This is a genomic window from Vibrio sp. Y20_XG_PY13, assembly GCF_024181925.1.
Lineage (GTDB): Bacteria > Pseudomonadota > Gammaproteobacteria > Enterobacterales > Vibrionaceae > Vibrio > Vibrio parahaemolyticus.
Window position 1 is genome coordinate 90,186 of the sequence record NZ_JAMZAL010000006.1, and the last position, 21,147, is coordinate 111,332.

The 21,147-nt window shown below is 42.8% G+C and carries 19 protein-coding genes; 11 read left to right on the forward strand and 8 right to left on the reverse strand.

Annotation, left to right across the window (positions count from 1 at the left end):
* Positions 1-45: 45 nt before the first annotated feature.
* Positions 46-2,646, reverse strand: coding sequence for a TonB-dependent siderophore receptor (locus NL646_RS15325; RefSeq protein ID WP_005458992.1), 2,601 nt, complete (start codon positions 2,644-2,646; stop codon positions 46-48).
* A gap of 820 nt (positions 2,647-3,466) precedes the next feature.
* Between NL646_RS15325 and NL646_RS15330 the strand changes: the two genes are divergently transcribed.
* The 6 genes from NL646_RS15330 (at position 3,467) to NL646_RS15355 (ending at position 9,700) form a co-directional block, all read left to right on the forward strand.
* Positions 3,467-4,492, forward strand: coding sequence for an ABC transporter permease subunit (locus NL646_RS15330; RefSeq protein ID WP_005458995.1), 1,026 nt, complete (start codon positions 3,467-3,469; stop codon positions 4,490-4,492).
* A 1-nt stretch (position 4,493) separates the two neighbouring features.
* Positions 4,494-5,537, forward strand: coding sequence for an ABC transporter permease (locus NL646_RS15335; protein ID WP_015296095.1), 1,044 nt, complete (start codon positions 4,494-4,496; stop codon positions 5,535-5,537).
* Positions 5,538-5,575: 38 nt separating this feature from the next.
* Complete coding sequence (locus NL646_RS15340) at positions 5,576-7,402, forward strand: extracellular solute-binding protein (RefSeq protein WP_253664385.1); 1,827 nt, start codon at positions 5,576-5,578, stop codon at positions 7,400-7,402.
* 9 nt (positions 7,403-7,411) lie between these two features.
* On the forward strand, positions 7,412-8,269 hold the full coding sequence (locus NL646_RS15345; RefSeq protein ID WP_005496771.1) for an ABC transporter ATP-binding protein: 858 nt from the start codon (positions 7,412-7,414) through the stop codon (positions 8,267-8,269).
* 36 nt (positions 8,270-8,305) lie between these two features.
* On the forward strand, positions 8,306-9,145 hold the full coding sequence (locus NL646_RS15350; protein ID WP_005458953.1) for an ABC transporter ATP-binding protein: 840 nt from the start codon (positions 8,306-8,308) through the stop codon (positions 9,143-9,145).
* 129 nt (positions 9,146-9,274) lie between these two features.
* Positions 9,275-9,700: a phosphate-starvation-inducible protein PsiE gene (locus NL646_RS15355; protein WP_005458957.1), complete on the forward strand. Its 426-nt coding sequence runs from the start codon at positions 9,275-9,277 to the stop codon at positions 9,698-9,700.
* 556 nt (positions 9,701-10,256) lie between these two features.
* Here the strand turns inward: NL646_RS15355 and NL646_RS23455 are convergent.
* The 3 genes from NL646_RS23455 to NL646_RS15375 all read right to left on the reverse strand — a co-directional run bounded on the left by NL646_RS23455 (position 10,257) and on the right by NL646_RS15375 (position 12,456).
* Positions 10,257-11,063 (reverse strand): JAB domain-containing protein, encoded by an 807-nt coding sequence (locus NL646_RS23455; protein WP_324163448.1) that lies wholly within the window; start codon positions 11,061-11,063, stop codon positions 10,257-10,259.
* A gap of 293 nt (positions 11,064-11,356) precedes the next feature.
* Complete coding sequence (locus NL646_RS15370; protein ID WP_253664386.1) at positions 11,357-11,647, reverse strand: hypothetical protein; 291 nt, start codon at positions 11,645-11,647, stop codon at positions 11,357-11,359.
* A 14-nt stretch (positions 11,648-11,661) separates the two neighbouring features.
* The gene (locus NL646_RS15375) at positions 11,662-12,456 is read right to left on the reverse strand and encodes an EAL domain-containing protein (protein WP_253664387.1); all 795 of its coding nucleotides are present in this window, start codon (positions 12,454-12,456) and stop codon (positions 11,662-11,664) included.
* Positions 12,457-12,664: 208 nt separating this feature from the next.
* Between NL646_RS15375 and NL646_RS15380 the strand changes: the two genes are divergently transcribed.
* From NL646_RS15380 to NL646_RS15390, 3 genes are all read left to right on the forward strand, one after another.
* Positions 12,665-13,267 carry a hypothetical protein gene (locus NL646_RS15380; RefSeq protein WP_253664388.1) on the forward strand — a complete coding sequence of 201 codons (603 nt, stop codon included), beginning with the start codon at positions 12,665-12,667 and terminating at the stop codon, positions 13,265-13,267.
* 87 nt (positions 13,268-13,354) lie between these two features.
* Positions 13,355-13,810 (forward strand): hypothetical protein, encoded by a 456-nt coding sequence (locus NL646_RS15385; RefSeq protein ID WP_253664389.1) that lies wholly within the window; start codon positions 13,355-13,357, stop codon positions 13,808-13,810.
* Positions 13,811-13,812: 2 nt separating this feature from the next.
* A complete protein-coding gene (locus NL646_RS15390; RefSeq protein WP_253664390.1) occupies positions 13,813-15,225 on the forward strand; it encodes a leukocidin family pore-forming toxin in 1,413 nt (470 codons plus the stop codon).
* 250 nt (positions 15,226-15,475) lie between these two features.
* Here the strand turns inward: NL646_RS15390 and NL646_RS15395 are convergent, their stop codons facing one another.
* Positions 15,476-16,708, reverse strand: a complete 1,233-nt coding sequence (locus NL646_RS15395; protein ID WP_253664391.1) for a site-specific integrase — start codon at positions 16,706-16,708, stop codon at positions 15,476-15,478.
* A 235-nt stretch (positions 16,709-16,943) separates the two neighbouring features.
* Positions 16,944-17,810, reverse strand: coding sequence for a YicC/YloC family endoribonuclease (locus tag NL646_RS15400; protein WP_015296114.1), 867 nt, complete (start codon positions 17,808-17,810; stop codon positions 16,944-16,946).
* A 214-nt stretch (positions 17,811-18,024) separates the two neighbouring features.
* Between NL646_RS15400 and rph the strand changes: the two genes are divergently transcribed.
* Both rph and pyrE read left to right on the forward strand, forming a co-directional pair.
* Positions 18,025-18,741, forward strand: coding sequence for a ribonuclease PH (rph, locus tag NL646_RS15405; protein ID WP_005459025.1), 717 nt, complete (start codon positions 18,025-18,027; stop codon positions 18,739-18,741).
* A gap of 104 nt (positions 18,742-18,845) precedes the next feature.
* Positions 18,846-19,487 (forward strand): orotate phosphoribosyltransferase, encoded by a 642-nt coding sequence (gene pyrE / locus NL646_RS15410; protein WP_025587874.1) that lies wholly within the window; start codon positions 18,846-18,848, stop codon positions 19,485-19,487.
* A gap of 60 nt (positions 19,488-19,547) precedes the next feature.
* Here the strand turns inward: pyrE and NL646_RS15415 are convergent, their stop codons facing one another.
* The gene (locus NL646_RS15415) at positions 19,548-20,498 is read right to left on the reverse strand and encodes a Kdo(2)-lipid IV(A) acyltransferase (RefSeq protein ID WP_140287753.1); all 951 of its coding nucleotides are present in this window, start codon (positions 20,496-20,498) and stop codon (positions 19,548-19,550) included.
* 5 nt (positions 20,499-20,503) lie between these two features.
* A complete protein-coding gene (slmA, locus tag NL646_RS15420; RefSeq protein ID WP_005478760.1) occupies positions 20,504-21,094 on the reverse strand; it encodes a nucleoid occlusion factor SlmA in 591 nt (196 codons plus the stop codon).
* Positions 21,095-21,147: the final 53 nt, after the last annotated feature.

Here is a 21,147-nt window from a genome sequence, read left to right on the forward strand (position 1 = left end):
CAGTCGAATAGGGCGCAGGAAATACTCCTGCGCCAAAGGTTTTAATTAAAAGTTTTGAGAGTATTTCAAGAAGTAAACGCGGCCTTGAATGCTGTATAGGTCTTTATCGTAAGTTACACCATCAGATTCAAATGCAGGATCTTCATCAGTTAAGTTACGAACACCAGCAGTAAACTTCGCATCCCATGGAGCTAAGTAGTTGTACGCGATGTTCCACGTTGTTTGTGATGATATATGGCCAGTTTTATTATAGTTGTCGTCAACATCTTGAGCTTGATCGGCGATGTGGTCAGCAGATAGGTAGATGTCATGTTCTTCCAAGAAGTTTACGCCAACACCTGTGTTGAAACGGTATTCTGGTAGACCATTTCGACCCACTTGGTTGTTTACCGGACCACCAACGTATTCTGGTGAGCTGTAATCAAGCACGTAGCTACCTGTAAAGTCATAACGGATTGTTGCAACATTAAAGTCATAACGATAACCGATTTTAAGGTCTAGACCTGATGTATCAAGTGTTCCTAGGTTTTGAAGTCCAGCAGTAGCTTCTTTGATTCGTCCATTTTCTCGAACGATATTTGGATTCGACACACCAGAACTACGTTCTTGATCAATCATGCTCTGGAGCGTATTCAGAGTGATTACGTCATCAATGCTAATGTTGTAGTAGTCTAAAGTCAGGTCTAGGTCGTCAATTGGTGAGTAACTGATCCCGAAGTTAAAAGATACAGACTTTTCTGCATCCAGATCTTCATTGGATGTGCGAGTAACGTCATATTGAGTTTCCGGACATTCTGAAGCTGATATGCCATTCTGGCTACAGAATACGTAGTCTTTCGCATAGTCAGATGAGAAGCTATCAGCTCCGTATAGATCTGATAGGGTTGGAGCTCGGAAACCAAGACCTGCACCAGTACGGAACATCAAGTTGTCTAACGGCTGGTAACGGAAAGATACTTTTGGTGAGATTTCATCTCCAAAGTCACTGTAATGGTCGTAACGAGCTGCAATGTTCATCTCTAGTTCATCAGTAAACGCAATGAGAGATTCAGCATAAATTGCGTATGTTTCGCGGTCACCACCAGCGGAGTTCCCCGAACTACCAATGATATTACCCGCTTCACTTTGTGGATCGTATTGGTCAAAGTAGTCGTAAGTTGTGTACTCTGCCCCTACATATAGTGGGATAACAATGTTTCCCACTTCTGCTAGATCAAATTGAAGTCCACCATAAACTTGGTGCATTTCCATTTGAGTTTCGCGCCCTGTTCCTGCTGACAGTTGGCTAGTCGCATCGGCACTGAACTCGCCATTTACAAACTGACCTGAGTTTGCCAGTTGTTCAGCTGGAGAGCGGAACACATAGCCAGTACCAGTTTCGTTACTATTCGAGAAGTTTAGGTGGTAACCAGTTTCCCAAATGACTTCACCAAATGAATCTGTGTAAAGTGTGCCATCTAAGCCGGCTTTTAAGTCTGCTTGGAAATCGGTAACACTATTGTCACGTGTACCAACATTGTTGAATCGGTAATAAACAGCAGCAGGACCTTTAGTTGCATCTAAGCCATTTTCGGCAAAGAATGCTGCGCCACCAGTAGTTGTTGGATCGACTTCGAAATAACCAGCCGCTGGCGCGAAGCGTCCAAAGCTTTCATTTCGGTTTAAAAGAACCTGAGCGTTAAACGTGGTGTCATCAGATAAGAAAATGTTACCGTTCATAAAAACGGTGTTGCGTTCTAGAGATGCTGTTTGAGCAGCTTCCGATGTGTAGTCGTAGCCGCAGATATCACCCAAACCAGGGTAGTTCGTTAACCCTACAAAACCTTTTGAAGGATCACACGAAGCGTCTGTGTCGTAGCCTTTAAGTGCTTTCAACTGACCATCATGATAAACGTTACGCCCGTAAATACTAACGCCTGACATATCGAAGTAGTTTGCAGAGCCAGTGTTGGTTGAGCTTAGGTAATCACGATCGCGTTGGTAAATTTCGTCTTTGCTGTCATGTTCAAATGAGAACATGATGTTACCTTTCTCACCGCTTGTACCTAGCACAATTGAAACGTTTTCTTCGTCAGCTCCTTCGCGACTTGGAATACCAGACCCCAGGGTTACGTTGATGCCATCAAATTCTTCTTTAAGAATGATGTTTACTACGCCTGCTACAGCATCAGAGCCATACACCGCAGAACCACCGTCGGCCATGACTTCCACGCGCTCTACGATCGCTGACGGAATTACGTTGATGTTTGCTGCACCACCACCCATTGATGCGGAACCAGGGAGACGTTTACCATTGATCAAAACGAGAGTGCGCTCAGAACCTAGGCCACGTAGAGAGATCGTTGCTTGACTTTGCGCAGAGCTACCTGAACGCTCGTTGTGTGAACCAAATGAGTTAAAAGATGATTTACGCAATACATCGGCAATCGATACGTCACCAGCGCGTTCAATTTCAGCTCGACCAATTACTGCTACTGGAGTGCTTCCTTCCATAGATGCGCGCGTTAGGCGCGAACCAGTAACTTTCATCTTTTGAAGTTTTTCAACTTGTTGCTCTTCTGCCTGTGCTGTTAGAGGGGCCACTGCTGCCGCTGTCCCCAAAGCAAGACTGATCGCAACAGATAAAGCGGTTGTGTTTTTATACATCCTTGTTGCTCCGATTATTATTATTTCCTATGTCTGGTCGCATAGCGACCAAATGTGACGTTAATATTTCGTTAACGGTCGGCCAATGTATAACCGAGAAGAAAAAAGGAAGTCAAACCAGTGGTAAACGGAGATGTGGAAATGTAAAAAAGATGTAAACAACTAAAAGTGATTTAAATCACGGAATAATTTACTGTGTAGGTTCTATAAATCGAGATCAAATTTTAATAAAACACCGTATTTTGTGTTTCTTGTAAACTTTAATGACATATATTGCCTATGGTTTTTAAGCGGGTAATTGAATCTGAAAATACTCATTTATCCAGTGAATTATTCTAAAGGTGGAATTTTATCGAATGCTAACCATGTTGACTTGGTTGCACTGGGTGGTATCAAAATATGATACCCATTGCTGTAAAAGGGCTCACTCGTATTTTTCAGTCAAATGTAACCACAGCTTATGTGTCTATTTATTCTTGCTATGTGCATTTTTATATAGGGTTTTGGCTCTAAAGTGCCTAGATTGATATTCTGCAGGAATTCTTTTTGTGGTTTTTTATAATTTTTTACAAAAACATTTCTGTTTTTCGACATCGGAGGAAGTTTGTCATGTTTTGGTTTCAAACACTTGAAGCTGATGTGGATTCAAGATAAATATGACGCTGAAATTATTGCCGTAGAAGAAAAAACTAGTTATTGAATCGCAGGGAGTGTGTTTCAACAGCTTTAGTTACTACGCGGATAGATATGCACCATTTTGGGCCGGAAACTTCCCACCAAACCCGCCTAATTTGGACAGTAGACAAGGAGCAAGTTGTATATGCTGTCGTACTTTTTACGCCGTTTAGCGTTAGTCATTCCGACGTTTCTCGGTATCACCATTCTTATCTTTGCCATCACTCGATTTGTACCGGGTGGGCCAGTTGAACGCATGCTGTCACAAATGCAGTCTCAGGGAGACGGCGCAGCATCGATGACGTCAGCGGGTGGCAATACTGCACTGTCTGATGAGCAAATCGCTGAGCTAAACGCATTCTACGGGTTGGATAAACCTGTGATGGAAGCTTACGTTGATTGGTTGAGTCGATTAGTGACGTTGGACTTGGGTGAATCAACGCGTTATTACGAACCAGTATCGGATATGATTGCAGAGCGTCTGCCTGTTTCGCTGTTCTATGGTGGCATGACTTTCTTTATCAGCTACTTCATCTCGATACCGCTTGGCTATTACAAAGCCCTCAAGCACGGTTCTGTGTTTGATTCTACCTCCTCCATTTTGATATTCGTCGGTTATGCCTTGCCTGGCTATGTGGTTGGCGTGTTATTGATTACTTTGTTTAGTTATCACTTGGAATGGTTCCCTATGGGGGGCTTTGTCGGTGATGATTTCGATGACTATGAAACCTTCTTTGAACGCGCAAAAGACGTGATGTGGCATGCTGTGCTTCCGCTGATCTGTTACTTGATTGGTGATTTCGCAACGCTCACTATGACGATGAAAAATAACCTGATGGAAAACTTATCATCGGATTACATCCGTACCGCGATCGCAAAAGGCTTGCCGTTTAAGAAAGCGGTACGCAAACACGCGCTACGCAATAGCTTAATTCCAATTGCTTCTCACTTTGGCAACTCACTGTTGTTCTTCATGACAGGGGCATTTTTGATCGAAGTTATCTTCAACATCGACGGCATTGGTTTATTAGGTTACGAATCCATTATGGAACGTGATTACCCAGTAGTGATGGGCATCGTTGCTATCAACGCGGTATTGCTGCTGATCGGCAATATTATTTCGGATATCTGTGTTGCTTTAGTCGACCCACGTGTGAAGTTTGGAGCGTAATATGATTAAAGTAAGTCCATTAACTCAAAAGAAAATCCGTCACTTTAAAGAAATTAAACGTGGTTATTGGTCGTTTGTGATCTTATCTATCATGTTGATTCTTTCACTATTTGCCGAGCTGTTAATCAACAGTAAAGCGTTGATGGTGAAGTACGATGGTAGTTACTATTTTCCGGTTGTCAGTGACGTCCGTTTAGGTAGCGAGTTTGGTCAAGATTCTTCAAGTGAAGCTGATTACCGAGTTCTCCAACAAGTCTTTGAGGAAGAGGGGGGGGACAACTTTGTGATTCTACCTATCGTTCCTTGGAACCCATACGAACAAGACTTCAGTGGCGATTTCCCTCCGACCGCGCCAAGCGCTGAGAATAAACACTATCTAGGTACTGACGTTATTGGTCGCGATATTTTAGCGCGCTTGGTGTATGGCTTCCGTACTGCGATGGGGTTTGCGTTGTTAACGATGGCGGTGTCCTACGCTATTGGTACCGCTGTAGGCTGTGCCATGGGCTTCTGGGGCGGCAAGTTCGACCTATTTGTCCAACGTTTGATTGAGGTTTGGTCAATGGTGCCATTCCTGTACGTCATTATGATTTTGGTGTCCATCGTTCAACCGACTTTCACGCTCTTTGTCGCCATCAACGTGTTGTTTGGATGGATGGGGATGACATGGTACATGCGTACCATGACTTACAAAGAATCTGCACGCGAATACGTAATGGCAGCTCGTGCGTTGGGTGCCTCGACAGGCCGAATCCTGTTTAACCATATTCTGCCAAATACCATGGTCATGATTGTTACCTTGGCGCCATTTACTATTGCCGCCAACATCACCGCACTGACAGCGCTTGATTATCTTGGTTTAGGCTTGATGCCACCAACACCAAGCTGGGGTGAGTTACTGCAGCAAGGTAAGTCCAACTTGGACTCGCCATGGATTGTGGCGTCTGTTGTGACTTCCATTGTACTGGTACTGGTGATGGTCACCTTTATCGGTGAAGCGATTCGAGCGGCATTCGACCCGAAAAAATTCACACGCTATGTTTAAGCATGCATTGTGAGCAAAACATAAAAAAGGGAAGTTTTATGAAAAGAATAATTTTAGCGTCCACGCTAAGCGCCCTAAGTTTTGGCGCGATGTCAGCGACGCTTCCGACTGACTTAAACTGGCAAACGAACTGGGATGAGCCACAATATGGCTCTCCTGAAGCAAAGCGTGGCGGGACTTACCGCACTTTCATGTCGAGCTTTCCTCAGACTCTACGCAGTGTCGGTCCTGATGCAAACTCTGGTTTACGTTCTTTCATCTTGGATGAAACGCCAGGGTTGGTGGTTCGCCACCCAGATACGCTTGAATTCATCCCTGAGCTAGCCAATGAGTGGGCATTAGCGGGTGACAATAAAACGGTTTATTTCAAACTAAACCCACAAGCTAAATGGTCGGATGGCAAGCCAGTCACGGCAGACGATTTTGTTTTTATGCTTAAGTTTTACCGCTCGAAAGACATTTTAGAGCCTTGGTACAACGACTATTACTACAAAACGGTTGCTGATGTTATCAAATTTGACGATCACACCTTCGCCGTGAAGGCCGCGAAAGAGCTCAATCCAGAAGAGTTGTTGTTGAGAATGGGGGCGCTACGTCCTCGTCCTGCTCATTTCTATGCGAATCCGAAGAAAGACGAGAACGGTGACGGCATTCATGATGATTTTGTGCGCTACTACAACTTTAAAAGTGAACCAACCACCAGCGCTTATTACTTAGCCGACGTCAAAAAAGGTAAAAGCGTTACCTTTAAGCACGTAGGTGAGGACTGGTGGGGTTATACCAATAAGTACTACGAGAATCGCTATAACGTCGACAAAATTCGTATCACGGTTATCCGCGATAGTGATATTGCGATGAAGCACTTCGAAAAAGGTAAGCTGGACGCATTTGGATTGGTTTTGCCAAGTCTATGGCATGATAAATCCAATGCTGCCCCTTATCAAAAGGGTTACATTGAGAAGTTCTGGGGTTACAACCAATATCCAGTTGGTGCTGGTGGCGTTTGGATAAACACGGCCATGCCTCTACTCGATGACTTAAACATTCGCAAAGGGATCACTTACGCGACAGATTTCGACGGCATGATCGAGAATGTTATGCGTGGAGACTACAGTCGTAAACCCAACCCAACTGGCTTTGGGCATGGTAAGTACACGTTACCAGATGTGAAAGCGCCAAAGTTTGAACCAGAAAAAGCGGCGGCAGCGTTTGAAGCTGCGGGCTTCGATAAGATTAGTTCCGATGGTATTCGCGTGAATGATAAAGGTCAGCGTTTGAGCTTTGAATTGACGTACTCATCTCCAGTTCATACACCGCGTATTGCTTTCTTGCGTGAACAAGCAAAATTGGCAGGGTTGGACATTGAGCTGAAGCTGATTGATGGTTCATCGATGTTCAAGTATGTGCGTGAGAAAAAACACGAACTTGCTTTCTTTGATATGGGGACTTCGGAAATCCCAACTTATTGGGAATACTTCCATTCCGTGAATGCCAACAAACCACAAACGAACTCATTCACTAACTACAGCACGCCAGAGCTAGATGAAAAGATCATTGCGTATCGCTTTAACATGGACATGGATAAGAAGATCCAACTAGGTCATGAGATTCAGCGAGACATTATTGATGCGCACGTGATTGTCACTGGCTACATGGTGCCTTACGTTCGTTATGGACACTGGCGTTGGTTGAAATTGCCAGAGAAACCAATGAATCGAATGACAGAAGCATTGTTCAGTGGCGGAATTATCGGTGATGGCACGTATTGGATCGACAAAGACGTGAAGAAAGAAACCCAGAAAGCGATGAAGTCGGGTAAAACCTTTGAACCGGTTGTTGTCGTTGATGACACGTATAAGCTGTAAGGATGTGTTATGGAAAACGATGTAATTTTGAGTGTAAAAGACCTCGAAGTGGAATTCATCACGGATGATGGCCCGGTAAAAGTACTCCATGGCGTGAACTTTGATGTTCGTGCAGGACGAACGCTCGGTCTCGTTGGTGAGTCTGGCAGTGGTAAGAGCGTGACCTCCATGTCCATCATGGGACTGTTGCCAAAGCCTTACGGCAATATTGTCAATGGTGAAGTTAACTACCGAGGTACCAATCTGGTGTCGCTACCAGCGGAAGAAATGTACGCCATGCGCGGCGACCGCATTTCGATCATTTTCCAAGACCCAATGACGGCGTTGAATCCAGTGCATACCATTGGCCGCCAACTGTGCGAAGTGTTGGAATTACACCGTCCTGAGTTAGGTAAAAAAGAGCGCGAATCCTACGCGGTAGAAATGCTGGCTAAAGTGAAAATTCCAATGCCAGAAAAGCGCCTCAACGAATACCCGCACAACCTATCTGGTGGTATGCGCCAGCGCGTGATGATCGCAATGGCACTCGCATGTAAACCAGACATTTTGATTTGTGATGAGCCAACGACAGCTCTGGATGTAACGGTACAGGCGTCTATCCTTGAACTTATGAATGAACTTCAAGAAGAAACGGGCATGGCAATGATCTTCATTACCCATGATTTAGGCGTAGTCGCTGAAGTGTGTGATGACGTTGCGGTAATGTATGGTGGTCGTATTGTCGAAAAAGCGGAGATTTTTGAGCTGTTTGACAATCCGCAGCACCCTTACACGGAACGTTTGATGGGCTTAATGCCAAGCTTGGACAACGAACCTAAGCAGATGATTGATATCAAACCAATCGATGCCAGCATGTTTGCTAGCTAACTGGTGCAAAGTGAACAAGTCATAAAAGAGGATGTTATGGCCAAAGAAGTATTAAGAATTGAAAATCTTAAGCAGCACTTTGTATCTGGTAAAGGACTGTTTAAGAAAGGCTACACGATCAAAGCTGTAGACGGCGTTTCCTTGTCGGTTTCAGAAGGAGAAACATTGGGACTCGTTGGTGAATCTGGCTGTGGTAAAAGTACCTTAGGACGTACGATTCTAAAATTGTATGAGCCTACAGAAGGTAAGATTTTCTTTGAAGGCAAAGACATTACAAAGTTCTCTGTCAAAGAGATGCGCTCGTTGCGTAAAGACATGCAGATTGTCTTTCAGGACCCAATGGAGTCACTTAACCAGCGTCACACCATTGGTATGATTTTGGAAGAGCCGTATATCATCCATAAAATAGGCACTCCTGCAGAGCGTAAACAATGGGTGAAAGAGCTGTTGGTGAAAGTTGGCTTGCCTGAAACGGCTGTGAACCGTTATCCGCACGAATTCTCTGGTGGCCAGCGTCAGCGTATTGGTATTGCTCGTGCGATAGCACTGAAGCCAAAGCTGTTGATTTGTGATGAATCAGTATCTGCACTGGATGTATCGGTTCAGGCGCAAATTCTCAACTTGTTGCTACAACTTCAACAAGAAATGAACCTTGCCATCATCTTCATCTCTCACGATTTGTCGGTGGTTAAGCATGTCTCCGATAAAGTTGCGGTGATGTACTTTGGTAAAGTGGTGGAAGCGGGGAATGCGAAAGAAATTTACGCGAACCCACAAAACGATTACACCAAGAAACTGCTCTCCGCGATTCCGATTACCCATCCTAAATATCGCAAGAAAAAGCGTGTGGCAGAAAAAAAGCAGCAAGTGGCGTAAGCCGTGCCACCATCGCATTCAAGAAAACACGCTCCGTTAAATAAACGGGGCGTTTTTCTTATGTATCCTTTTTTATCTTGCATGCTAAACTCAAAGCTTATCTCTTTGGTTTTGCTTGGATAATTGGCTATGCCATCAAATTTACCTAAATCGTTCAGTCGCCCATTTTTAAAGATGTTCCACATCTTAGAAGCGGTTCTGTTGGTCGCTATTACCTTGGCAACTATTTATGCCATGGCTCAAGAGTTCATTCACGTCTTTGTTGAGAAGCGAGTGCTGTTGACGGACATCTTATTGATGTTCATCTATCTTGAGGTTTTAGCGATGGTGCAGCAGTTTGTGATGAACGGTAAGATCCCTGTTCGCTATCCTATCTATATCGCGATGATGGCCATTGCTCGCTACATCACTTTAGGTATGAAAGAGTTGGATGCCACTTTGGTGGTTTGGCTTTCTATAGCGGCGTTTATCTTGGCGGCAGCGACCTTGGTGATTCGCGTTGGACACCACTATTGGCCGTATGTTGACAACCGAACCTTGGAAAAAGACGAATAAAATAAAGCCCCGCATTAAGCGGGGCTTTCAATATGTAATCTAAATGTTTTTAGATTATTCGATGTTTTGGATCTGTTCGTAGAGCAATAAATTTTATTATTTAAAAATCAATAGCTTGGTGGGTTTTTGTTGTCTTATTTAGGGTTTTACTACCCAATATACTACCCAGTTGGGTTACATCACAGCGTTTCTTACATTGACAATAGTTCTGCTATTTGCGAAATGATAACTATTATTATTATCAATCGCAGTGTTTTTACCAACCGAAACACTAAGCTGTGAGAGGTATATGTGCATACTAAGGTAAATATAGTGTCATGTAATTCTGCCGTGAACAACTGTAGCTTTATTTTAAACGCTGCTTCATCAGGGTACTTAAGCTGTATTCGATAAACGTGAATTTTGATCACCATCCCCACTTCTTGTTGATATATCTAGTTCTAGATCTAGATCGGTACGTCATCAAGACTGTCATATCACGTGTATGGTAAATGCCTTTATACAGCTAAGCGAAGATGTTCAGCCCCATTAAAGTCGGCGTTCCTCCCGCAAATGTTTATTCCAAAACCTTAAAAATTTGCTGCAAAACGGCTGGTGGTATCGGGTCCTTGCTTTTCACGATGAAATTCTTTAGATCAAGCCGTAGATCACTCAAAATTTCCAAAAATTGAAAATAACGCTTTTCAGGGGTGTCTTGCGATTGAGGTTCAGAACTTTTTTGTTGCTTTTTCTCTGACTCTCCCACGGGCTTTTGGGGGACAAAAAATTGTGACGAAAAAGCTTCTGTTACCTGTACAAAAGTGCCAAGACTGAGATTCCCCCGTTTAGTTTCCTCTGTGTACAGCCTAACATAACCGAGTTCTTGGAGGCGTTTTAAAGTATCGGATACACGGCGAACACTCATCCCTAAAATGACCGCCATCTTGGTTTTGCTTATCCCTAATCCAAGGGTATTACGGTCAACATTCTTGGCTAAAAATGAGCAAACCAGAATCAATGCTTCCGCAGCTTGAGACGGCGTTGAATCACCGGATGGGTGGTTATGGGCAAATATCACCGCTGCGGCATTCACTTCTAACACTGCTTTCACCACTTCTCGCGGGTAGACGCTGGCGGCATCCACCGTTCCCTGAAACAGCTCTTTAAACTCAATCAGTCGGTTTTGGTTATCCAGCAACAATAAGGCAAACACTTCACGATCATGGCTGCCTAGCTTACAGCGCACATATTCTTTGGTGGCATTAGGATTGGTTAGGGCATCACCACGCACGTAGCGCGTAGCCAGTATTTCAGCCGCATGCTCTAGGATTTCATTTTCCTGATAGCGTTGCTGCTTTTGGTAATCGGAAGTTTTGGGATTCATTTCAGGCTCCTGTCGGAATCAATGATGGGGTTTCACATTGATGACATATACCTGAAGATTTTTGGATTTAACGTTTGTTGTAAAGAAAGGTTGTTTAAGTTGGGCTGCCAATAATCAAAGTTGGGTAGGTGTTTCGAGCATTCTGCTAGGAGAATCGATTCAACCAAAGTTAAACCTTTATTTCTTATGAATCCTTCAGAACCATATGCGACCAATGTTTCTCTATTGCATAGCACTGAAAACACCAAGTATATGCATTGGCTCTTTAACTTTTATCTTTAACCTAATTTCTATTATTTATTGTCACTCTTTATTTCTGGCTTCCAATCTATAATCTCAATATTACGCTCGTCAAGCATCAACAAGGCGGTAACATAGATGGTTAAGGCTAGTTTGTCAGGTAATTCTGACTGTTCATCTAAAAGAATAAGAGATGTTGGTTGATTTAGACTATAGATTATCTCCGGTTCTTTTTTACATACTATGCTATTGCAATCATTGGTGTAAAGATAGTTCTCTTCTGCTTTGACAACACCACATAGTGGGGCATAGAGAAGTGCAATAATGTAAAGACGGAACAACATGTAAAGTAACCTCATTAAAATAATAAAGAGAATGGATGTGAATTAATCATTTCAGCAAAGTGATAAAATTTCTCAAATGGTAAAGGTGGAGAGTATAAATAACCTTGTATTTCAACACTGTCACAGGTTTTACGAATAAAGCCCAACTGCTCTTTAGTTTCAACTCCTTCCACTACAATATTTATTCCAATGGCACTTGCAATACTAAATATCCCTTCCAATATAGTTCGGCTAACATTGCAGCTATCGATATCTTTAACAAAAGAACGGTCCACTTTTAGTGTGTTTATTGGAAGCGATTTTAGGGTGCTCAGAGAAGAAGAACCCACTCCAAAATCATCAAGAGCAATTGATATACCTTCTTGTCTCAATCTATCGAGTGATGAAGTGAGCTTCACACGATTTTCTATAACCTGTGCTTCAGTGATTTCTATTTCAACCATTGATGTAGATAAACCATAATCCTTCAGTAACTGTATCAAGTATTCTACATTATTAATGTTCACAAGCTGTTCGTAATGAAAGTTAATAGAAACTCCCATATCACTCAAAACATTAGATCGTGTCCAAAGTAAACAATAGCTGATAGCTTTTTTAATGATTTGATTTGTCATTTTGTCCAAAAGACCAAATGATACGACTTCATTTAAAAACGCATGAGGGGCGATGACACCAGAATGACAAATCCATCTTGCTAACACTTCACATCTGACCACTTTCCCAGAGTCGAGAGACATGATTGGTTGAAAGTAGGGTTCAAACTCATTATTTATTAAAGCAATCTCTATATTTTCTTTGGAAAGAGTCATTCAATTTTATCTGGTTGCATTAAAACCGAACGAATCTATAGAAAGTGCAAAAAATATTCAAGCAATAATTTATTTTAGATGGATTAAGTAGAAACAAATAAAATTATTTAAAATTAAATCAATTTGTATAAAAATGTTAATAAAAAAACATTTGAATGTTTTTCACATAAAGATTATTTTCCAAATATCAAACACAGGAAGAAATACAATGAAAAAAGCAAACATACTCATAGGTTTTATTTTAACTGCGCCTAATTTAGCTAATGCCGATATCAATTATTTTGATAGTCTTAGCTTTGGACTTCAAGCAGGACAAAATGATGGACTAGATCAATATTTAGGCTCGTCATACGCTAAAAAAGGTGAGCAAGACCTTGTTGGAGGATACGCGACGTTAATGACAACGTTCAACAGACACATCTTTTTTGAAGCCGAATTTACAGGGATGAGTACAGGTAAAACCCAATATCGAGATCATTATGCGGGGCTCGGTATTAATGGTTACGCTAATGGCGCTTTCCCATTTATATCATTAGGTATAAATCGAATTGATGTGGAACGTGGGAGTGGAAAATTTAATGAGTATAGCCCCTCAGCTCACCTTGGCGTTAAATTTGTTCCTATCAGTTTTTTAACATTAACTCCTAGCTATCGATACTCTCATGTTGATAAAGATCCGATGAATAACTTCTCTTTGACCAGTGAAATTAACTTTACAGATCACTTCGCTCTTGAGCTCGGTGCCAGCTATAAAACTTATCGAGAATCTGAACAGTGGTCAGGTATTTCTGGCTTAAAATTCTACTTCTAAGTAAATCAAACAAATACTATACATAGTGAAATTGTTTCCACATTAAAAACGTATTTACTTAGGTACCCTACAAGCATAGAGGAAAATATGAAAAAAATAATGCTACTTCTACTTATCAGTATGTCATCGCAAGCGGAAATTAGGTTGATTGGAGAGCCCACTCCTCTTTATGAATCCCTTGTCAAAGAGCAATCAAAAGAAATTAATAATGGTGATGTTTACTACATTAACCTTGCTAGTATGTCTTTAATAGAAGCAAAGGAATCTAGGAAGTTAGTTAAAGAAAATTCCACGACTGTGATTGATATGACTGAAGTGTATTCAGAAGTTGAGCGTATAAACTTTAGTTCAAAAATTGTTGGATTAGGTGTTGATACTCCAGTTATTGTTTGGGGTGAAATTGAGGGTGAAAAAGCCATTAATGTAGTAAGTGCAAATATTAAAGATGTCAATGGAAACGATGTTCACAATGAAGGTGTAATGCTAGAAAGTCTTACTTCGTCATTGATTCATGTTTTGGACCGTTTTAATGGAGATAAGTAAGAATGAATATAGCTAAATACGCTACTCCATTTCTAGGCCTGATGTCTGTCTCAGCTTTCTCTGAAGATTTTCTTCCGATAATTGAAATTCCATTGTACATCACCAGTCAAGATATTACGTGTGAATTATTTACTGGGGATGAATATGATCGAGAGTCCAATAAAACACGTGATTGGTGTGACGCTGGTGCTTCTATTGATGTTCGAGTTAATATGTCCCTGATGCGTTCGATTCGCTCATCAACAAAACAAGGTGGATTTACCCCTGACGCTAAATTTGCGCGCTTCACTGTCGACAACAAAGGCCATGGAGCAGGAATTCATTTGGTCGATGACTTGAAGCAAGAATACGTTAATTTCCGCTCATGGACTGATAGGAATGAGGTTTTTGGCCCCTTAGCAACAAGTTATAATGTTTGGGTAAAGCCAAGCAGTGGTTACATGCCTAAAATCGTAAAAAACTACCCGGATAACAAAAACAGAAATTTTCAACACCGAGAAACCAGTGGTTTTACCATCGGCGTGGATGCAAAGCGAAGTCTGGAGCTTAGTAAAGATGGGCCAAAAGGAGGAGTTGACTTTGGAGCATCTTTTGGTTATCAGCAATCCAAAACTTTAGTGTTTGACACTCAAGAGTATGAAATTGTTAACCGTTCTTCGTTGCATGATTTTTCTCTTTCTTTTAAACGTACCTTTGGTATCTGTGATGCCATAATGCGTAAAGAGGCCTCCACTGGCTGCTACTTCAGTGGCCCTATTTGGTCAAATGCTTGGGTTTTTGATAAGCAGAAAGTCAACCCGATTGCATATGCCAATTTTAAGCCAAACTACGATGTCATTTATGAAGCCCCTGTAAGTGAGCAAGGACAAACCCATTTTGAGATCGGAGCGGGTGTGGATTACTCCATTTATACTGGAAGAGTACAATACGGTGTAGTAGCCGCCTTTCATATTACACATGAAGAAATACAAGGGTCACATAATATCAGAAGTAGTTTTATTGTTGATTGGAGTCATCCAATATTTTTGCCAGAGAAGCATGTAATACTTCAATCTCTCGCTCACGCGAATCAGTGTTTAACGGCTGATGAAACAAGTAATAATGTATTCGGAAGAGAATGCGATAACGAATTAACACAAGTGTGGGGATATGATAAAGAGCAGCGGTATGTTAACAGGCAAGATCCAAATACATGCTTATCGATTAATAGTGACAAACGTATCGTTACGGAAACATGTAACTCGAGTCTCGCCCAAAAATGGTATTGGAAAAAAGAGCAATTAATCAGTTTCTTACCAGATGGAGAGAATGTGTGGGCACTTGATCCCGACGCTCTTGGCCGAGTGATTAATATTAGTGACGACCAGCACGCTAAAAGAGGGTGGCTAGAGCAACAAATAAATTTACATTTGTAGTAGCCGTATGTGGTTACTATTCATAAATAGCCACAAAGACTAGACGCATGAGAGCGCTAAGTTTGAAACTCTAGCGGCTCTCATCATTTGCAGGTTGATAGGCAAAGGTTTTATAAAGTCTCAATGAAAGATGTTACATAAATTGGAGGTCAAAGCGTGATTACGAAAAATACGAGTAAATCGGTTATATATCTCGCGTTCATTGATAGTGGCTGTAATTTGTACATGTAATGCTAGAGATACAAGATGCTCATTGCCAGCCTGATTTTGTCTTGATACAGTCCTTTACGAGAGCTGTCACTTTCTCCAGTGCTTTTTTACGCTCTTCCAAGTAATCATATCGATCATAGATGCCCTCTACACCTTTTAGCTTATGGTTCAAGCATCGTTCAGCAATGTGGCTAGGAACTTTTAGTGAAGCGAGTAGGCTACGACAAGTGCGGCGCAGATCGTGAACCGCAAAATGTTTGATATCGCCCATTTTATTTGGTGGTTGTACCTTACGACCGGGCTCTCGTCCGAATAACTTTGAAATAGCTCTGTTCAATGTGTCTTTGCCCATGTGCGGTACTTTGCTTTCTCTTCTGTTAGGGAAGACGTATTCCGAACCACAAGCTCGCATATACAGTTCTTTAAACCACTGTATGCACAGCTCCGGGAGCGGAATAGTGAAACCTGTCCCAGATTTGCTTCGCTCCGCTGGTAGGTGCCATAAAGCATTATCTAGATCGAACTCAGTCCACTTTGCTTCTGTTAGCTCTGATTTACGAACGCCAAGACAAAGAAGCAGAGCACAAGCTAGGTAGTTGTCTCGATTGAAACTATAAATGTTTTGGTTGAAAACGGAAAAAACATGTTTAATCTCTTCCAGTTCTAAGACCCGATCTCGGCTCTCTTCAATGCCACCAGCATCATAGTTAGAAAATGCTAGTGCAGGGTTAGACTCAATAACACCAATCTTCATACCGTGTTTAAAAAGCTGCTTACAATACATTAGCGTGTCGTTAGCTGTGGTTGGACGGCCACTGTCAGCGACTATTTGGATGATGTTACGGATATCTAAAGGTGTGACACGTTTCAACGTGTATTGACCAATTTGTGGAGAGATCTCTTTCTGATAGATACGCTTAGGTATATTGGGATGCTTGAGCCTTTTGGACAAATCCTTGTACCAGTCTTCGAAGAGATCATCGATTATTTGTATATCGGCTTGCTTACTCCGTTTTCTTTCTGCAATTGGGTTAATCCCTTCGCTTATTTGCTTTCGAAGCTCAGATGCTTTCAACCTTGCATCTGCAAGAGAAAGTTCATCGACCTTGCCAATAGTCACCTCCTTTCTTTTCTTAAAAAGGGTGTACCTTAGCATCCAGTATGGTCGACCTATTCTAGGAATCATTAGATAGAAACCATCACCATCGGCATGACGACCCGTTTTTTGGTCTTTTACTATCGCCTTAACTTGGTTGACGGTGAGATTCCCCATCTCTATCTCCTTGAATTTATAGCTCTAATTGAAGTTATCATTACATCACCCTCCAGAAGTGGGGAGTATGTTGTGATATTTATACTATGGTGGGGAGTAAATGGCAAAGTGCTACCCAAGATACTCCCCGTTTGTTCATGGCTGTTGATGAATTTTATGGATGTATATGGATGATGGAAATAAAAAAGCCCTTATAAACAAGGGCTTTTTGGAAGTGAGTAGAGTATAGGGGAATCTATTCTATATTTTGGATCTGTTCGCGCATTTGTTCGATCAGAACTTTCAGTTCAACACCCGACGCAGTGATGTCGGTGCTGATCGATTTAGAAGCGAGCGTGTTTGACTCACGGTTGAATTCTTGCATCATGAAATCCAGACGACGACCGACTGCGCCACCTTTTTTCAGGATGTTGGTCGTTTCTTTCACGTGAGAATCCAGACGATCCAGCTCTTCTGCAACGTCTGACTTTTGCGCTAGCAAGATAAGCTCTTGTTCTACACGAGAAGCATCCAGTTCAATTTTCGCATCTTCAAATTTTGAGAATAGACGCTCACGTTGCCATTCTAGGATTTCAGGCATGCGAGCTCGAACTTTCACCACTTCTGCGGTAATCGCGTCTAGGCGTTGTTCGATCAGCGCTTTCATGTTGTCGCCTTCACGGCCACGCGCTTCAATAAATTCACTAATTGCTTCATCAAATGCAGCAAGCAGTTCTTTGTTGACCTCATCCATGTTTTGCTCAGGAGTTTCCATCACACCAGGCCATTGCATGACTTGAAATGGATTGATGCGGCTAAGCTCACCAGTCATGTGCATAACTTGTTCAGCAGCCTTAATCACTTGGGTTGCCAACGCTTCATTGATGCTAAGTTCGGCTTTTGCTGCAGGGTTCGCTTCGAAACGAAGGCTACATTCCACTTTTCCTCGCGCTAGGCGTTTACGAAAACGCTCGCGTAGAACTGGTTCTAAAGCTCGGAATTGTTCTGGCATGCGGAAATAGGTTTCTAGGTAACGCTGGTTTACACTGCGGATTTCCCATACCGCTGAGCCCCAATCGCCTTTTACTTCTTTGCGCGCATACGCAGTCATACTGTAAATCATCGAATTTTCCTGTCTTCATTTTTTGAAAATTACCCAGAGAGTGTATCACGGAGCGGCAAGAGGTGCGCGGGCTGTCTTACATCAGTGTCTCGCAAATATGCTCCCAGGAAATGTTTAGAGGGAGTGAAGCTGTGACCTAGGAATCCGAAATCGATTCCGCTATAATCTTCGCCCAACCAAATCGTCTTCTCCTCATTATTTAAGGTAGATGCCCATGCGTCCAAACGATCGCAAGGCGGACCAAGTTCGCCCAATCAAAATTACTCGTAACTACACGGCTTACGCTGAAGGTTCAGTGTTAGTTGAGTTCGGTAACACCAAAGTGTTGTGTAATGCGACCGTCGAAGAATCAGTGCCACGTTGGTTAAAAGGCCAAGGTAAAGGCTGGGTGACCGCTGAATACGGCATGCTACCTCGTGCGACTCACTCGCGTACTCGCCGTGAAGCGGCAAACGGTAAGCAGGGTGGCCGTACAATGGAAATCCAACGCCTTATCGCGCGTAGCCTACGTGCAGTTGTCGATTTGCAAGCTATGGGCGAATTCATGATCACGGTTGACTGTGATGTAATTCAAGCTGACGGAGGCACACGTACTGCATCAATCAGTGGTGCAAGCGTTGCAATGGCAGATGCATTCCAACATCTAGTCGATAGTGGCAAGCTAAAAGCAAACCCAATGAAAGGTCACGTAGCGGCAGTATCAGTTGGTTTGCTTGGTGATGAAGTGCTGTGTGACCTTGAGTACGTTGAAGATTCAGCAGCAGACACCGACATGAACGTTGTGATGACAGAAGAAGGTAAGATGATTGAGATTCAGGGCACCGCAGAAGGTGAACCGTTCAGTCATGAACAGCTGATGGCATTACTCGAATCGGCGAAAGTCGGTATTACGGAAATCGTTGCGGCGCAGAAGGCGGCGTTAGCCAATTGATTTAGATAGCTCCCATTATGGGGGCTATTTTTTTATCTCGGGAATTGAGAATTGAATGATTGCCGAGAAGAGATAAAAGAAACCAAGGAAATAGAGAGAAAATAATGAAAGCATACCAGCGTGAATTTATTGAGTTTGCACTTGAGAAAGAAGTTCTTAAGTTTGGTGAGTTTACTTTGAAATCTGGCCGTAAAAGCCCGTACTTCTTTAACGCTGGTCTTTTCAATACAGGCCGTGACCTAGCGCGTCTTGGTCGTTTCTACGCGGCAGCACTTGCGGATTCTGGTATCGAATTCGATGTTCTATTCGGCCCTGCGTACAAAGGGATTCCAATCGCGACAACTACGGCGGTTGCACTTGCGGATCACCACGATATCGACACGCCTTACTGCTTCAACCGTAAAGAAGCAAAAAATCACGGCGAAGGCGGTAATCTAGTCGGTTCTGCTTTAGAAGGTCGTATCATGCTGGTGGATGACGTGATTACAGCGGGTACCGCGATTCGTGAATCGATGGAAATCATCAAGGCGAATAGTGCAGATCTGGCTGGCGTATTAGTGGCTATCGACCGCCAAGAGAAAGGCAAAGGCGAACTTTCTGCGATTCAGGAAGTTGAGCGCGACTTCGGTTGTGCGGTGATTTCTATCGTGAGTTTGGGTGACTTAATCACTTACCTTGAAGAAAAAGGTAACGCGACCGAGCATCTTGAAGCGGTGAAAGCATACCGCGCGGAATACGGCATCTAATTTCCCACTTTTCGAATTCAATAAAAAAGGTATCCAATCGGATACCTTTTCTTTTGCGATTTATTTGTAGCGAATGCCTTTGGGCTCGTTTTCATCTTGCATGGTTTTGTAGCGTTTGTGTAGCCACATCCATTGCTCAGGTGCTCGCAAAATCACTTCTTCCACGTATTTGTTCATATAAGCCGCCGCAGCCACTTCATCTTTTTGTGGGTAATCGGCTTCAATGCACTTATCAGCGATGATTTCGTATTTGCCTTCGTCATTGCGGAAACCAGAACCTGGAATGATCGCGCATTTTGATGTGTAGGCTAAAATGCTGGTGCCAGTTGTTGTACAAGCGTCATCAATGGCAAAAAACGGCACGAAGACCGATTTATTGCGGCCGTAATCGTGGTCAGGTAAGTAGAACAAACGCTCGCCGCTGCGCAGTACACGAATCATCTTTTTCACATCTTTGCGATCAATCAGTTTGTTGCCGTTGTGCGTGCGCCCCCAATATTGGATGAAGTTGTACGCTGGGTTGTTGTGAGGACGAAATGCGCCGTAACCCGCAACACCTAAAACAGCAAAAGCTCGCGCGGTAATTTCTAAGTTAAGAGCGTGCACACAACACAACAATACGCCTTTCCCTTCCGCGCCTTTTTCTTTTAGAGTGTGGATGTCTTTCTCGACAATGAGCGTTTTGAAGCGCCATGTAGGCCAAAACCATGTAATACCGGTTTCGATCAGTGCCATCCCGGTATTCTTGAAGTTTTCTTCCACGATATGTTGCACTTCTTCTGGCGTTTTCGCGGGGAATGCCAGCTCAAGGTTGCGCTTCGCGATATGCACGCGCTTTTTGCCATAGCGCATGCCTAGCTTGCCAAGTGAACGCCCCAAAGACAGTAATAGGCGATAAGGAAGAATATTGACGATGATAGCCAGTAGACCAAACCCAAGCCAAACTCCCCAGTTACGAGGATGGAGAAGGGAAAGAGAAAACTCGGGCTGCGTGTATTTGTCTTTACTCATAATATCTACTTAATTTGTGCACTGAGTAGTGCCCAATACTCGTCAAAGTTTGCAGTAGGTTGGTACTTGAAATCGCTGCGCACAAAACGGTTCAGGCTGCCTTCAACTTGCCCAAGAATTTGCGCAGCAAGAATACGCTCTTCTACAGGGAAAGATTTACCTTCACGAATTTTACGCTCACGCAGAATCTGACGTAGTTGGGTTTCGATACGTTCAAACAGCTGGTTGATGCGTTCACGTAGACGTTCGTTTTCAAACATTAAAGCATGACCAGACAGAATACGTGTCAAGCCAGGGTTACGTTCTGAAAATGCAAGAATCAGGTGCATTACCATACGAATACGCTCTAGTGTATCTTTCTCGTCATCTAAAATGCGGTTGATGCGAGTCATCAAGGCTTCTTCGATGAACTCAATCAAACCTTCAAACATGCGAGCTTTACTTGGGAAATGACGGTACAACGCGGCTTCGGAGACGCCGACTTGTTTTGCCAATTTTGCCGTAGTAATGCGTGAAGCGCCTTCTGCAGATTCAAGCATTTGTGCTAATGCTTGCAAGATCTCTTCACGACGATTGGATTTTTTACTGCCGGCCATTAGTTACTTCCTTTCAAAATACAAAGTTGAGCGGAGGGGATTATAAGATGCTA

Coding starts and splice junctions, on each gene's coding strand:
- NL646_RS15335 (WP_015296095.1), top strand. CDS start 4,494: ATGATTAAAGTAAGTCCATTAACTCAAAAGAAAATCCGTCACTTTAAA.
- NL646_RS15375 (WP_253664387.1), bottom strand. CDS start 12,456: ATGACTCTTTCCAAAGAAAATATAGAGATTGCTTTAATAAATAATGAG.
- NL646_RS15415 (WP_140287753.1), bottom strand. CDS start 20,498: ATGAGTAAAGACAAATACACGCAGCCCGAGTTTTCTCTTTCCCTTCTC.
- NL646_RS15400 (WP_015296114.1), bottom strand. CDS start 17,810: ATGATTTACAGTATGACTGCGTATGCGCGCAAAGAAGTAAAAGGCGAT.
- NL646_RS15330 (WP_005458995.1), top strand. CDS start 3,467: ATGCTGTCGTACTTTTTACGCCGTTTAGCGTTAGTCATTCCGACGTTT.
- NL646_RS15380 (WP_253664388.1), top strand. CDS start 12,665: ATGAAAAAAGCAAACATACTCATAGGTTTTATTTTAACTGCGCCTAAT.
- NL646_RS15345 (WP_005496771.1), top strand. CDS start 7,412: ATGGAAAACGATGTAATTTTGAGTGTAAAAGACCTCGAAGTGGAATTC.
- slmA (WP_005478760.1), bottom strand. CDS start 21,094: ATGGCCGGCAGTAAAAAATCCAATCGTCGTGAAGAGATCTTGCAAGCA.
- NL646_RS15395 (WP_253664391.1), bottom strand. CDS start 16,708: ATGGGGAATCTCACCGTCAACCAAGTTAAGGCGATAGTAAAAGACCAA.
- NL646_RS15350 (WP_005458953.1), top strand. CDS start 8,306: ATGGCCAAAGAAGTATTAAGAATTGAAAATCTTAAGCAGCACTTTGTA.
- pyrE (WP_025587874.1), top strand. CDS start 18,846: ATGAAAGCATACCAGCGTGAATTTATTGAGTTTGCACTTGAGAAAGAA.
- NL646_RS15385 (WP_253664389.1), top strand. CDS start 13,355: ATGAAAAAAATAATGCTACTTCTACTTATCAGTATGTCATCGCAAGCG.
- NL646_RS15390 (WP_253664390.1), top strand. CDS start 13,813: ATGAATATAGCTAAATACGCTACTCCATTTCTAGGCCTGATGTCTGTC.
- NL646_RS15340 (WP_253664385.1), top strand. CDS start 5,576: ATGAAAAGAATAATTTTAGCGTCCACGCTAAGCGCCCTAAGTTTTGGC.
- rph (WP_005459025.1), top strand. CDS start 18,025: ATGCGTCCAAACGATCGCAAGGCGGACCAAGTTCGCCCAATCAAAATT.
- NL646_RS15355 (WP_005458957.1), top strand. CDS start 9,275: ATGCCATCAAATTTACCTAAATCGTTCAGTCGCCCATTTTTAAAGATG.
- NL646_RS23455 (WP_324163448.1), bottom strand. CDS start 11,063: ATGAATCCCAAAACTTCCGATTACCAAAAGCAGCAACGCTATCAGGAA.
- NL646_RS15325 (WP_005458992.1), bottom strand. CDS start 2,646: ATGTATAAAAACACAACCGCTTTATCTGTTGCGATCAGTCTTGCTTTG.
- NL646_RS15370 (WP_253664386.1), bottom strand. CDS start 11,647: ATGTTGTTCCGTCTTTACATTATTGCACTTCTCTATGCCCCACTATGT.